Annotated in this window: 12 protein-coding genes; 6 read left to right on the top strand and 6 right to left on the bottom strand. The window is 57.6% G+C overall.

All coding sequences use genetic code 11. The annotated features are described in order from the left end of the window. Nucleotide 1: 1 nt before the first annotated feature. The 5 genes from MHK09_RS06340 to trmB are packed head-to-tail and all read right to left on the bottom strand — an operon-like array spanning nucleotide 2 to nucleotide 4,881. Nucleotides 2-331, bottom strand: coding sequence for a DUF3054 domain-containing protein (locus MHK09_RS06340; RefSeq protein ID WP_005325424.1), 330 nt, complete (start codon nucleotides 329-331; stop codon nucleotides 2-4). After that, nucleotides 328-1,344 carry a lysylphosphatidylglycerol synthase transmembrane domain-containing protein gene (locus MHK09_RS06335; RefSeq protein WP_250413021.1) on the bottom strand — a complete coding sequence of 339 codons (1,017 nt, stop codon included), beginning with the start codon at nucleotides 1,342-1,344 and terminating at the stop codon, nucleotides 328-330. Before MHK09_RS06335 ends, MHK09_RS06340 begins: the two co-directional genes overlap by 4 nt. Continuing rightward, on the bottom strand, nucleotides 1,345-3,498 hold the full coding sequence (locus tag MHK09_RS06330; RefSeq protein ID WP_250413020.1) for an MMPL family transporter: 2,154 nt from the start codon (nucleotides 3,496-3,498) through the stop codon (nucleotides 1,345-1,347). It lies immediately after the preceding gene. A 12-nt stretch (nucleotides 3,499-3,510) separates the two neighbouring features. After that, nucleotides 3,511-4,104 carry an NYN domain-containing protein gene (locus tag MHK09_RS06325; protein ID WP_005325427.1) on the bottom strand — a complete coding sequence of 198 codons (594 nt, stop codon included), beginning with the start codon at nucleotides 4,102-4,104 and terminating at the stop codon, nucleotides 3,511-3,513. Continuing rightward, nucleotides 4,105-4,881: a tRNA (guanosine(46)-N7)-methyltransferase TrmB gene (trmB, locus tag MHK09_RS06320; protein ID WP_005325428.1), complete on the bottom strand. Its 777-nt coding sequence runs from the start codon at nucleotides 4,879-4,881 to the stop codon at nucleotides 4,105-4,107. It abuts the gene before it with no gap. Between the two features lie 349 nt (nucleotides 4,882-5,230). On the opposite strand from trmB, the gene MHK09_RS06315 reads away from it, so the two are divergent. From MHK09_RS06315 to MHK09_RS06290, 6 genes are all read left to right on the top strand, one after another. Then, the gene (locus MHK09_RS06315) at nucleotides 5,231-7,054 is read left to right on the top strand and encodes a phosphoenolpyruvate carboxykinase (GTP) (RefSeq protein ID WP_179387083.1); all 1,824 of its coding nucleotides are present in this window, start codon (nucleotides 5,231-5,233) and stop codon (nucleotides 7,052-7,054) included. A gap of 337 nt (nucleotides 7,055-7,391) precedes the next feature. Beyond that, nucleotides 7,392-8,753, top strand: a complete 1,362-nt coding sequence (locus tag MHK09_RS06310) for an IS30 family transposase (RefSeq protein ID WP_436232103.1) — start codon at nucleotides 7,392-7,394, stop codon at nucleotides 8,751-8,753. A gap of 94 nt (nucleotides 8,754-8,847) precedes the next feature. Continuing rightward, entirely contained in the window at nucleotides 8,848-9,213 is a 366-nt protein-coding gene (locus MHK09_RS06305; RefSeq protein ID WP_005325431.1) for a lactococcin 972 family bacteriocin, read from the top strand. A 65-nt stretch (nucleotides 9,214-9,278) separates the two neighbouring features. Further along, nucleotides 9,279-10,730 (top strand): bacteriocin-associated integral membrane family protein, encoded by a 1,452-nt coding sequence (locus tag MHK09_RS06300; protein WP_250413019.1) that lies wholly within the window; start codon nucleotides 9,279-9,281, stop codon nucleotides 10,728-10,730. Beyond that, nucleotides 10,693-11,259, top strand: coding sequence for a hypothetical protein (locus MHK09_RS06295; protein WP_250413018.1), 567 nt, complete (start codon nucleotides 10,693-10,695; stop codon nucleotides 11,257-11,259). The genes MHK09_RS06300 and MHK09_RS06295 overlap by 38 nt, the downstream gene beginning before the upstream one ends. A 4-nt stretch (nucleotides 11,260-11,263) precedes the next feature. Continuing rightward, entirely contained in the window at nucleotides 11,264-11,917 is a 654-nt protein-coding gene (locus MHK09_RS06290; RefSeq protein ID WP_250413017.1) for an ABC transporter ATP-binding protein, read from the top strand. Here the strand turns inward: MHK09_RS06290 and MHK09_RS06285 are convergent. Further along, entirely contained in the window at nucleotides 11,898-12,665 is a 768-nt protein-coding gene (locus MHK09_RS06285; RefSeq protein ID WP_250413016.1) for a class I SAM-dependent methyltransferase, read from the bottom strand. The two genes, MHK09_RS06290 and MHK09_RS06285, sit on opposite strands and share 20 nt — an antisense overlap. Nucleotides 12,666-12,672: the final 7 nt, after the last annotated feature.

Raw genomic sequence — 12,672 nt, 5'->3', positions numbered from 1 at the left:
TTTATTTGCGGGCGAAAAGCCGCCAGCCAAAGAAAAATAGTGCGGACATCACCGTCGCTACGATGAGGAAGCTCCAGTGCGGCAAGCGGCCGTTGACCAGCATCCACAGGGCCATGCCGCCCACGACGGTGCTCAGCCAGACGATGCCGCCTTCCTTCCACTTGCCGTGCGCTTTGGTAGCCAGGATGATGACCCAGCCGATAAGCGCGCCTACGGCCCAGGGCCAAAAGGCATCTACCCAGGTGGAAAAGCTCAAGCCGCCGTGGGCGAGGCGGGCAGCCACGGCGAAGAGCATCAGGGCGATGATATCGATTACGGGGGCGATTCTCATGCGTTTTCCTTTCGGTTCAAGGCGGCGTAGGTAATGCCCTTGCGGGCATAGTGCCAGAAGTAGATTACCCAGCCAATGATGGTGATCAAGGCAAAGGAGATGAGGCGGTAGATGATGGCCGCGCCGGTAGCGTCCACCGCGGTCATGCCCGTGGCCACCAGAGTGGCGATGATGGCGGCTTCCACCGTTCCGAGGCCGGCCGGCGTGACCTGAGCAGAGCCGGCAAGCTTAGCGGTGAGATAGGCCAGCGCCACGCCGGCCATCGTCGTGGTGTCCTCGCCAGCGTGCAGGGCGGGCAGGTGGCCGGTAACGGCCCACACGCAGCCCCATAGCGAGACCATGTCGATCAGGCGGTTGGCCAAAGAGTAGAAGGAGACCCAACCGAATTGGCGGCGGGTAAGGTGAACTTCCTCCAGATTCTTGACCTGGTCCACGAGGGCTTCGCGCTTGGAGCCCTTAATGAGCTTTTGGCGGTTGAGCCAGCGCATGATGGTATCCGGATGATTGGTCAGCCAGAACAGGCCGCCAGAAAGCGCCAGCATGAGCACCAAGGTGCCGATGAGGGACCAGAGCGCCATATCCGCGTTGAGGAAGAGCACGCCGCCCAAGCCGATGAGCACGAGCCACATCGTAGAAATGGCAGAGGACAGCACGAAGAACCAGCCACACAACATGACGGACGCGCCCCACGTGCGCTGCACGTAGAAGGTGAGGATGGCGGAAAAAGCTGGGCCGGCCGGAAGAGTGGTGGACCAGGCATTAGCGGCCAACGTTAGTGCTGCGGTTTCTGAGGCCGGTACCTTGATGCCGCCGGCGCGAATGAGCAGGCGCATGACCTCGCCCATGGCGAGTACCGCCACGATGGAGGCGATGACCACGAGTGCTATCGCGGCTGGGTTGGAATGAGAAAGCCGCGAGAAGCCTTCGCGCAGGAAGTCTAGCTCATCGCGGAAGACATAAACCAAGACCAGCAGGACGATGAGCGAGGCGATAAGGCGCAGCCAATTCTTCACTTACTTACCCCCTTCGAGGCGTTGTTTGAGCTCAGTGAAGGGAACAGTCTTGCCGCGGTGGGTCGCACCGCCGGTCAAGGTGGTGGTGGCGTGGCGCAGCCAGCTAGGGGCCCACCAGTTATCTTCGCGCAGCAAGTGCATGACGGCCGGGACGAGGAGCATGCGGACAATGGTGGCGTCGATAAGCAGGGCAAAAATCATGCCGTAGGCAATGTATTTCATCATCACGATATCGGAGAAGCCGAACGCGCCGGAGACCACGATCATGATGAGCGCCGCCGCGGTAATAATGCCGCCGGTATGCGCGGTGCCGGCCGCAATGGACTCGTCGGTGGAAGCGCCGCGCCGGCGGGCCTCCACCATGCGGGAGACCAAAAAGACCTCGTAATCGGTGGACAGGCCGTAGACAATGGCGATGATGAGCACCAAAATCGGGCTCATGAGCGGGCCGGGCGTGAAGTTGAGGATGTCCGAGCCCAAGCCGGCAACAAACATCAACGTCAGGATGCCCAGCGTTGCGCCCAAGGTCAGCAACGTCATCACAATGGCCTTGAGCGGCAGTACAAAGGAGCCGAAGACCAGAGCCATGAGCAGGAATGTAGCCAGCACCACGTAGAGCGCCATCCACGGCAGCGTGTGGAAGAGCGCATCGAGGGACTCCACCTCCATGGCGGGAGTACCGCCCACGTAGAGGTTCACGCCCTCAGGGGCCTTGACCTTTTCCAGCTCGTGCACGATCTTCGCGTAATCATCGCGGTCTTCAATGCCGGCGGAAAGGACAGTTGTGCCGTCCTTGGTGGCGGTCGTCGGCGCCATGGGCTCGGTGAGGCCGTCGAGGCCGCGGACTTGCATGACGACGTCGACAAGCTGCTGGTTCGAGGCATCTTCCACCACGAGCTTGACCGGCTCCGTACGGAAGGCGGGGAACTCCTCGTTGAACTTATCCTGGGCCACGCGGGTGTCCTGGTCAGGCGGCAGGTAGGACTCGTTGATGCCGCCAAAGGTGATGCTCATGACGGGCAGGGTAAGCGCGATGAGCAGGCCGCATACGGCGATGGTCAGCCCGCGGGCATGGCGCATGGCCCAGCGCGGAAGCTTATACCACCAGGTGTCCTGAATGGTGCGTGCCGTCCGCGAGGTACGGCGCACGGACCAGGTATCGATCTTGGGGCCGAGCATGCCAAAAATGGACGGCAGCACGGTGACGGAAAGGAGCGCGGCTAAGCCGACCGCAGAAATGGAGCCATAGGCCACGGATTTCAAGAAGGCCTGGGGGAAGAGGAAGAGGCCGGAAAGCGCAACGGCGACCATGGCCGCGGAGAAAACCACGGTTTGGCCGGCGGTTGCGGTGGTGGTGGCCACGGCCTCCTCGGTGGATCGGCCCTTATCCAGCTCTTCGCGGAAGCGCGAAACCATAAAGAGGCCGTAATCGATGGCTAGGCCGAGTCCCAGGAGCGTGACGACGGCCTGGGCAAAGACATTGACCTGCGAGAAGCCGGCCAGGATGGACAGGATTCCCAAAGAGCCCAAGATGGAGAGGCCACCGACCACCAGCGGCATGCAGGCCGCAACCACCGAGCCGAAGACCACCAGCAGGAGGATGCCTACCAGTGGCAGGGCGGCCTTTTCGGCGCGGGAAATATCGTGGGACATTCCCTCATCCAGGGCATCAGCAACCGCGGTGGCACCCGCAATCTCCACCGGTGCGGTGGTATCCGTAAGCGCGCCTTCGATGGCGCGGAAATCCTTCAGCGTCTGCTCATCATCGCCTTTCAGCCCGATGGCGGCGAAGGCTAGCGAATGATCAGCATTGACCAGGTTCGGGTTCTTCGTGTCGAAGTAACTGGTCACCGAGTCAATCTGGTCCGGATACTCCGATTTCAACTGCGCCAAGTGCTGCTTGGCGGCGTCGAAGTTCTCATCGGGGGAGTGGAAGAGCAAGATGACATCGCCGGAGTTATCGCGGCCGAATGCTTCCTGCTCGATCTGCGCTGCGCTTGTCGACGCCGCATTGGGATCCTCCCAGCCCTCCTGGCTCATGCGGTCATCGAGCTGCAAGCCAAAGCCGATGAAGAGCGCAAGGATGGCGGCGACGATGACGGCGGGGATGAGCCGGCGGTGCGCATAGGAAAAACGTCCCCATTTTTCAAACATTGGGGCAGCCTCCTAGCGGTTATTAAGCAGCGCAGCCAGGGGACGGAATGGCTGCAGCCATGCACCACCCTCGGGCAGGTTATCCAGGTTCACGCGCGGTAGCGGCTCGCGGAATACACCCTCGATATCTTCCAGGTCCACAAAATTGATATCCGCGTGGCCTACGGCCCATGCAGCATGCTCATGGAAACCGAGGACCGTCACCGGAAGGCCTTCCGCGATGAGCTCTTCCAAAGGTTCCTGGAAATTCTGGCCATCGGCGGAAGCCACAATCACGCCGGCTAGATCCTCACGGAGGCTTTCGATGTGGTCGAGCATATCCGGATCCACGTCGTCGTCTTCGTGGATCTTGGGCTTGGCAAAAACGCCGAAGCCCACGTTGCGGATGGCTTCTACCCATGGGCGGATGACATCGGCGCCGCCCGGGGTGACATTAGTAAAGACATCGGCGCGCGGCTCCGCATCAACGTCCTGGGCAAGGTGTACCAGCCAGCGGCCGATGGCGTCGAAGCGCGGGCGGTGTGCGGCGGTGGGGCGGCCGCCGAGCAGGGAGCCCAGGCCCATGTCCATATTGGGCGCATCCCAGACAAGTAGGTAGGTGCTCATTTATTTCTTCTCCCAGAGATACTCCGTGATGACGTGTTCTTTATCTAGGCCCTTGCCCTCAAACTTGGTGATGACCTGACGATCCACCAACTGCGGGCACTCTGGCCATGGCCAGCCCTTGTAATCCAGGCTCGGCTCTACGTCCACAAGTTCATCGATCCACTCGGCGTATCCGGCGTGGTCGGTAGCAACGTGCAGCACGCCGCCCTTCTTTAGGCGGGACGCAAAAAGGTTGAGTGTGCCCGACTGGATGATGCGGCGCTTGTGGTGACGGGCCTTTGGCCAGGGATCCGGGAAGAAGACGCGGATGCCATCAAGGGATTCCGGCGCAAACATGCGCACCATGACCTCGATGCCATCGCCGCGAATCATGCGGATATTGTCGATGCCCTCGCGCTCGATCTGGCCCAGTAGCTTGGCCAGGCCCGGCTTGTAGAGCTCGACGGCGATGATATTGGTATCGGCCTCCTTCGGCGCCATGGCGGCGGTAGAGGTGCCGGTACCGGATCCGATTTCCACGATGGTCTTGGCGCCGCTGCGGCCAAACCAGGCATCGAGGTCAATGACCTCGTCTTCCAGCGTGCGGCCTAGTTCTGGCCAGCGCTTTTCAAAAAGCTCATGCTGATTTTCGGTCAGCGTGCCGCGGCGGAAGGTGACGTTGCCCAGGCGTGGGTAGTCAAGCTCGTTGTCGAATACGGCATTGAAATCGGTCTGTGGCGGGCGCCCTGGAGGCATTTCTCCAGCGCGGGTGTTTTGAGAGTTATCTGTGTTATTCATTGCGGCCTATTTTTCCCTGCTTAGCCTTGCCAAGCAATACGCCGCGCCGGGGATCACGTGTGGCGAAGCCAATCCTGGTATAACCAGTGGGCCCGGTTGGGGGTGGAAGATTATCGTTTTGGTTGCCGCTAGGGAGGGGAATAGACCCCCAGACAGGGGGATGGGAAAAGGCGATTTTTAACACAGTATCTGTGGTTGCGCTTGGTGAAGTTCTGGTAAACGCGGTGGATATAACCGGTGTGACAAAATCTGCGCAAATTATTCGGACAAGCACGTTAATCTTGAGGTGGAAGGCACAGTTGGGGATTTATTTCCCCAATTTTCACACCCACCCTCAGGAGAATTACTAATGACCGCCACTATCCCAGGGCTCGTCGGAGAGCTGCCGACTAAAAACGAAAAGCTTATCGGCTGGATCAGCGAGAATGTTGAGCTTTTCCAGCCGGACCAGGTGGTCTTTGTAGACGGCTCCCAGGACGAGGCTGACCGTTTGGCCGCAGAGCTGGTGGAAAAGGGCACGCTTATCAAGCTGAATGAGGAAAAGCGTCCTAATTCCTACCTGGCTCGCTCCAATCCTTCCGACGTTGCCCGTGTGGAATCCCGCACCTTCATCTGTACCGAGAATGAAGAAGGCGCCGGCCCGACCAATAACTGGGCGCCGCCAGCTGCGATGAAGGAAGAGATGACGGAGGCATTCCGTGGTTCCATGAAGGGTCGCACCATGTACGTGGTTCCCTTCTGCATGGGCCCTATTAGCGATCCGGAACCAAAGCTGGGCGTGCAGCTGACTGACTCCGCTTATGTGGTGCTCTCCATGCGCATCATGACCCGTATGGGTGCGGAAGCCTTGGACAAGATTGGTACCGACGGCGATTTCGTCCACGCCCTGCACTCCGTGGGTGCTCCGCTGGAGCCGGGCCAGGAAGATGTGGCGTGGCCGTGCAATGACACCAAGTACATCACCCAGTTCCCGGAGACCAAGGAAATCTGGTCCTACGGTTCTGGCTACGGCGGCAACGCTATCCTGGCAAAGAAGTGCTACGCGCTGCGCATCGCTTCTGTCATGGCCAAGGAAGAGGGCTGGATGGCAGAGCACATGCTCATCCTGAAGCTCACCAACCCAGAGGGCAAGAAGTACCACGTTGCGGCCGCTTTCCCTTCGGCATGCGGCAAGACCAACCTGGCTATGATTACCCCGACCATTCCGGGCTGGAAGGCCGAGGTCGTCGGTGACGATATTGCCTGGCTGCACCTGCGCGAGGACGGCCTTTACGCAGTTAACCCGGAAAATGGCTTCTTCGGCGTGGCCCCTGGCACCAACTACGGTTCCAACCCGATTGCCATGCAGACCATGGAGCCGGGCAACACCATCTTCACCAACGTTGCGCTTACCGACGACGGCGATGTCTGGTGGGAGGAGATGTCCAAGGAGGCGCCGGAGCACCTCATCGACTGGACCGGTCAGGATTGGACTCCGTCCTCCTCCACTAAGGCTGCGCACCCGAACTCCCGTTACTGCGTGCCGATTTCCCAGTGCCCGAGCGCCGCTCCGGAGTACGACGACTGGCAGGGTGTGAAGATCGACGCCATCCTCTTCGGCGGCCGCCGCAAGACCACCGTTCCGCTGGTAACCCAGGCCTTTGACTGGAACCACGGCACCATGATCGGTGCCCTGCTGGCTTCCGGCCAGACCGCTGCAGCAGAGGGCAGTGTCGGCACCCTGCGCCACGACCCGATGGCTATGCTTCCGTTCATCGGCTACAACGCCGGTGACTACCTGCAGCACTGGATCGATATGGGTGAAAAGGGCGGCGACCGCATGCCGTCTATCTTCCTAGTTAACTGGTTCCGCCGTGGCGACGACGGCCGCTTCCTGTGGCCGGGCTTCGGCGAGAACTCCCGCGTGCTCAAGTGGATCATTGACCGCATTGAGGGCAACGTTGAGGCCGAGGAAACCGTCGTAGGTCACACCGCTCGCGCCGAGGACATCGACCTCGAGGGCATCGACTTCGATATCGAGGATGTGCGCGCTGCTCTCGCCGTCAACCCGAAGGACTGGGAAGGCGATATGCAAGATAACGCTAGCTACCTCAACTTCCTGGGCTCCCGCGTGCCGTCCGAGGTATGGGACCAGTTCCATGCCCTGAAGGAGCGCGTAGAAAACGCCTCCTAAGCACTAGGCTCAGCCAACCCCCAGCGACGTCATTGACGCTGGGGGTTTCGTATTGCCTTACCTAGACTTGATTTCTAGCGGTCGTGGAAACACCTGACATGGGTTGGGTGATTGTGTGGAGTCGAAATGGGTTCCGGATTCTGTTGTCGTGGCGCGGTTTGCGTCGTTGGTTCGGGCTGGTAGTTCAATACGGGCGGCTGCTGGTGTGGTTGGTTTACCGCGGTCGGTGGCTTATCGGCTTGCTGGTGAGTTGGACTTGCCGCGCAAGCGCCGCAGGCGTATTAGCTCGGCTGACAGTCAGGCAATAGCTCGCCTGTGGCTTGAAGGTGTGGCACCAATGGATATTGCGCGCCAGCTTTCCATAGGCTCTACTCCGGTATATCGAATCGGTATTGAGCTTGGTTTGTGGAAACGCAATCCGTACGGCCGCAAAGCTGCGGCAACAACTCGCCGGTGTAGTTATCTGCAACTGCGTGTAAATGCTTTAGGACGCAAAGATGCCGCTTTAGCCTGTGGCATTCATCCGCGTAATGCTGCTGATATAGACAAAGGCGTCATTAAGCTTTCCACCGGGCGTGTGCCTTTTGTCCCGGATGGCCCGGATGTGGCGCTGTATAACAGGCTTATGCAGGTACTCGAGTACGTTGATGGTCGCCAAGCAGTTCCAGTCCAGGTTATTTCACAACAGCGTATCGATAGGCGTATTTCTTCGCGCTATCTATCGATAGAAGAGCGCGAGCTCATCTTTGATCTTGACCGGCAAGGCAAAGGCGTACGTGAGATAGCTCGGCGTCTTCAGCGCTCTGCTGGAACTATCAGCAAGGAACTTAAACGCAACCGGGATGAGTTTGGGGTATATCTTCCCACGTATGCGCACCGTAAATCGGTGTTGCGTAGGTTTAGACCGAAAAAGCGCAAGATTGATACCAATCCACGCTTGCGTGAGGTGGTTTGGGAAATGGTGAAAGACAGGTACTCGCCAGAGCAGATTTCTGGGCGGTTGCGCAGTTGCTACCCCGGTGATGAGACTATGTACGTGTGTCCTGAAACGATTTATCAATCTCTGTATTTCCAGGCTAAAGGCGAGTTGAAAAAAGAAATCGCTGCTGCACTGCGTCGCGGTCACGCCCAACGTCGACCTCGTGGCACGCGCAGCGCCCGCAAGCGGTTTGTTGACCCTATAGTGATGATTTCCGACCGGCCAGCAGAAGTAGACGACCGAGCCGTACCAGGTCATTGGGAAGGCGACCTCATTTTAGGCGCGGGCAATAAGTCTGCAATTGGGACTCTCGTAGAACGAACCACGCGCTATGTCATCTTGCTGCATCTACCTAATGGGCATAATGCTACCGAAGTAAATGCAGCACTTACTAAAGCGATCGCTGGCTTGCCAGATCATCTCAAAGGCTCACTTACCTGGGACCAGGGAAGTGAAATGGCCTGCCATAAGGCCTTTTCTGTAGCGACAAACTGTCCCGTGTTCTTCTGCGATCCTGGCTCGCCGTGGCAGCGGGGCACCAATGAAAACACCAACGGACTACTTAGGCAGTACTTCCCCAAAGGAACAGACCTAAGCCTCCACAGTGCAGCGGACCTAGAATTCGTCGCCATGCAACTCAACCGCCGCCCCCGCAAAACCCTGGGCTTTCAAACACCAGCCGAGAAAATGGCAGCACTGATAAACTCAACCGAAACATAGGAAGTGTTTCCACGACCACTAGAATCCGCCAGATATAAAAAGTAAACAATAAGTTAATCTTAGTTAATAAAAATGAAACTCTTTATCGTTAACGATGACAACTATTAATAATTATGAAATTATTTTATCGGCCCGGAAAACGGGTATTTCATTTCGGAAAAGGAGAGAAATAGATGCGGAAAAAAGTCTGGCTTCCGCAGCCGCTGCTTTTGTACTAGGTGCTGGTGCACTTGGGGGAACTGCTTTGGCAGGAGAACTTGTCGATGGAGGTATGTGGGAACACGGTAAGGGTGGAGGACGAGTGTGGTCGAACTACCACCATCCCAGTGTTAATCACGGTAGTTCCGTGAATGGCCACAAGTACGTTGACTCTGGCTGCCAGCCAGCGAATACGTGGGCCCGTGCGCAGGCATCATCTCGTTGGCTCGGGGCGGATGGCGCTTATTACCGCTTGTGTTAATAGAAGGTAAGCGTCACAAGGGTCGCCGTCATGGGCGACCCTTGCTTTAGTTAAGGAAGTATTTCATGAAAGAAGGCGTTAGCCTTTCTCAACGAATTCTCGCCGCATTTTGCGTACTATCCGCATTGTTCTTGGGGTATTGGGCGTTTGCGATGACGCAGTCGGAGGGAATATTTGAAACCGGCTCTTTCATTAACGTCGGATCGAATGATGGCCAGGGCTCTGAAATTCTTGCTGCACTCGATGAGGCTGCGCAATCGAAGGGTGAGCGCATTGCAGTGGAGCTCGAGCAACCGGACCATACCGACGTCTACGCCGCAGGGGACTTTGGTAGCAGTTGGTACGACACGATTGCGCCGGGCAGTCCAGTTCGCGTACACGATCTGTCGGAATTACCGGATGAGGATCCGCGTCAGCTTCTGCAACTGTCCGGAGGCGAGGATTTCAAAAATACAGTGTATGGGATTCTGGATGCTTACAGCGCGCAGCATCAGGAACTTGAAAGCCTAGAGTGGTCGTTCCTTTTCACGGATACCGCGCTAGCTGGAATTTATTTTCTGATTCTGGCCACGTGCTTTGCTGTCGTCGTGGCCGGCGCGATCGCGCGAACGAGGGATTATGCCGTGTGGCAGCTCATGGGACTATCGCCTAGCGTCATATTTGCACGTGAGTTTCGGCGTTCTTATGCAAGTGCATTTCTTAGTGCACTGGCCATCGGGGCGGTGGCGTTGGTGCTATGCGCAATATTAGTTTCACCACGAGTGATGCTAGGGATTATGCGCTACTCGGCAGTATTTCTGTTTCCGCTTCTCGTTGTCATGGTGGTGGCATTCCTCCTGACTACATGGGCGTGCAAAAAGCTAGCGTTGAGGGATCGGCTCAAAGGGAAGCTGCCGCAGCGCAGTACCGTGGCAATTGTCGTTTTGTTGAAACTCGTGCCCTGCATTGCAGCTGTAGGACTCATAGCCCCAGCACTAAACCACCTGCATGAAGTGGAGGTGCAAAATGGCGTTGGTAACTTCTGGAAGCAAGCCGATGATCTGCAGCTCCTGGAACTTTCAGGGGCGCGTGATAGCGAAGGCATCGTAGATTCAACACACAAGTTATCCGAGCTTGCGCGGGCTAAATCTGCGGTTGGTCAGTTTCAATATGTACAGTTTTCTGAGGACTCACCGGCAGAGTTCGGTGGAGTCGGCCGGGATATGCTCAGTTTCAATTACACGGCAGCGATGCGTTCGGTGGAAGGCCCACTGCGCGAGGAATTGCAGAATAATCCGCCGCACGAACCCACGAGGTATATTCCGCGAGGACTGGAAGGCATTGCAGATTCGGTCCCGAAGGACTTCTATTGCAGCGAGCACGAATGCCCAGTGGAGATCCTCGATAGTGATGACTTTGACGTAGCTACTTGGCAGATAGATGAAACTGGTTGGGGAGAACAGATAAAAACTGCGGGGCCGGTGATGACCATCTATCCGGATGACCATCTATCCGGACGACCAGTTGCCGTCAGATAGAACCATTGTTGCCGGCATGACTCAGAATGGCACTGGCTTTCTGGGTGGGGTTCCGCCTGAGCTTCGCGATGATCCGGACCTTAGCAACTTCGTTTTGAAGACCAACTCGGCTGCACATCTTTGGGCCAAGGGAAACGCATCGCTGCGTGCCGATACCGTTGCGTTGGTCCTCGGTGTCATTGCTGCGGCTTTGATTGCGCTAACCATGGCGGTCATTGCGGGCTTTTTGTATCGAAAGTTGTTTGCACAGCGGCTTCGCGTCTACCGGTTCATGGGAATCCCCATGGCTCGGGCGTATCGATATTTATGGCTTGCTGACGCCGCAATCTGTTGTGTCACCATCGCTTATCTATGGTTTAAAGGCGGCCAAGCACGAGAGCTAGAACGTATGAATAGTATGCCCGCCGTCGTCGCTCAGCTGAAAGTAACGCCAGAAGCAATGGCCTACGGGGTTGGGCTTTCGATTCTTGTGGCTGTCGTTTCAGTAATGACAATGGTGCACATCTCATATCGGGCAGGAAAGAGATAGAAGAATGAATGAGGCCGTAATAAAGATTCGGGAAGGTTGCTACTCCATTGCTCAACGCACCTTGTGGTCCGGCGTGGATATAGATATCGCGCCAGGGCAAGTAGTCGCCTTAACTGGGCCTTCGGGCTGCGGAAAAACCACGCTATTAAATTGCTTAGGTCTTCTGGACTCGCTCACCGGCGGAAGCATGGAAGTGCTCGGTCACGATGCTACGCGTATGAAAGAAAGGCAGGCGCGAAAAGTGCGTCGCAACGATATTGGCTATCTATTTCAGGATTTTGCTCTGGTTGATACCGATTCGGTTGCCGATAATTTAGCTGTAGCATTGCCTCCTAAGACGCCGCAGGCTAAGAAGTCAGAAATTATTTCCGGTGCGCTGGAGCAGGTGGGCTTAGCTGGGCGAGAGAAGGAGAAAGCATTTTCCTTAAGCGGTGGCGAACAGCAGCGAGCTTCTTTTGCCCGTATCTTGGTACGCACCCCGAGCCTCATCTTGGCGGATGAGCCAACTGCGGCTCTCGACAGTAAGAACAGTGACCGCGTGCTGTCCCTACTGCAGGAGCAAGCCGCTGCTGGTGCTGCTGTCATCGTGGTTACCCACGATGATCGAGTCCGGGATCAATGTAGCGAGGTATTCGAGCTCAGCGCGTATTGCCATTGAAACTTTTAGGTTGCAATACCAATGTCAAGTTAGAAACCGCGAATTCCCGCATACCCGGCACGCGGGTGAGCCACCAAGCCCAGCTGGGATGATAGCGGGGGAAGGCGAGTTTGAGCGCGCCGGTGCGCTGTGCCCAGGCAAGGCCGGCGGAGCAGGGGACGTCGAAAAGCGAGGTGCCAAAGACGTTCTTGGGTGGATGTCCGTGGCGGCGGGTATAGCGATCGCGGGCAAACTCGCCGCCAATGTAGTGCTCCCACAGGCCGGTTTCGTGGCCGCCAAAGGGGCCGAGCCACACCGTGTAACTCAGGATGGTGAGACCACCGGGGCGGGTGACACGCAGCATCTCCTCGCCCATATCCCAGGGATTGGGGATGTGCTCGGCCACGTTGGAGGAATAGACCACGTCAAAGGAATCATCGGCAAAGGGCAGGTTGGTGCCATCGCCGCGCACGGAATTGCTCAGGTGGATGCCGGCCGCAGACATCTCGCCGGCATCCGGCTCCAATCCCACATAGCGGGCGCCACGCCGGGCAAAGGCATCCGCAAAATAGCCCGGGCCACCGCCGACATCGAGCACCCGTGCTCCGAAAAGCTGCACGCCCAAGTCGCGGCCGAGGTTATCAACCAGCGCGGCCGTATCCTCCGCGAGCCCGCCGTAGAAAATCTCCGGGCGCGTCTGCTCAAAGCGGAAGGAACGCAGCAGCTGAATAGAGCGGCGGAGCGTGGCCATCTCACGGGTATGTCTCATAACCCAC

The organism is Corynebacterium tuberculostearicum (assembly GCF_022347235.1).
Lineage (GTDB): Bacteria > Actinomycetota > Actinomycetes > Mycobacteriales > Mycobacteriaceae > Corynebacterium > Corynebacterium tuberculostearicum_F.
The sequence above is the reverse complement of the archived record's forward strand: the minus strand, read 5'-3'. Positions and strand labels throughout refer to the sequence as shown.

Excerpts from the sequence above, each read along its gene's own strand:
- MHK09_RS06295 (WP_250413018.1), top strand. The coding sequence starts at position 10,693 with ATGACCATCTATCCGGACGACCAGTTGCCGTCAGATAGAACCATTGTT.
- MHK09_RS06300 (WP_250413019.1), top strand. The coding sequence starts at position 9,279 with ATGAAAGAAGGCGTTAGCCTTTCTCAACGAATTCTCGCCGCATTTTGC.
- MHK09_RS06285 (WP_250413016.1), bottom strand. The coding sequence starts at position 12,665 with ATGAGACATACCCGTGAGATGGCCACGCTCCGCCGCTCTATTCAGCTG.
- MHK09_RS06315 (WP_179387083.1), top strand. The coding sequence starts at position 5,231 with ATGACCGCCACTATCCCAGGGCTCGTCGGAGAGCTGCCGACTAAAAAC.
- MHK09_RS06290 (WP_250413017.1), top strand. The coding sequence starts at position 11,264 with ATGAATGAGGCCGTAATAAAGATTCGGGAAGGTTGCTACTCCATTGCT.
- MHK09_RS06340 (WP_005325424.1), bottom strand. The coding sequence starts at position 331 with ATGAGAATCGCCCCCGTAATCGATATCATCGCCCTGATGCTCTTCGCC.
- MHK09_RS06310 (WP_436232103.1), top strand. The coding sequence starts at position 7,392 with ATGGATATTGCGCGCCAGCTTTCCATAGGCTCTACTCCGGTATATCGA.
- MHK09_RS06330 (WP_250413020.1), bottom strand. The coding sequence starts at position 3,498 with ATGTTTGAAAAATGGGGACGTTTTTCCTATGCGCACCGCCGGCTCATC.
- trmB (WP_005325428.1), bottom strand. The coding sequence starts at position 4,881 with ATGAATAACACAGATAACTCTCAAAACACCCGCGCTGGAGAAATGCCT.
- MHK09_RS06325 (WP_005325427.1), bottom strand. The coding sequence starts at position 4,104 with ATGAGCACCTACCTACTTGTCTGGGATGCGCCCAATATGGACATGGGC.
- MHK09_RS06305 (WP_005325431.1), top strand. The coding sequence starts at position 8,848 with ATGACAACTATTAATAATTATGAAATTATTTTATCGGCCCGGAAAACG.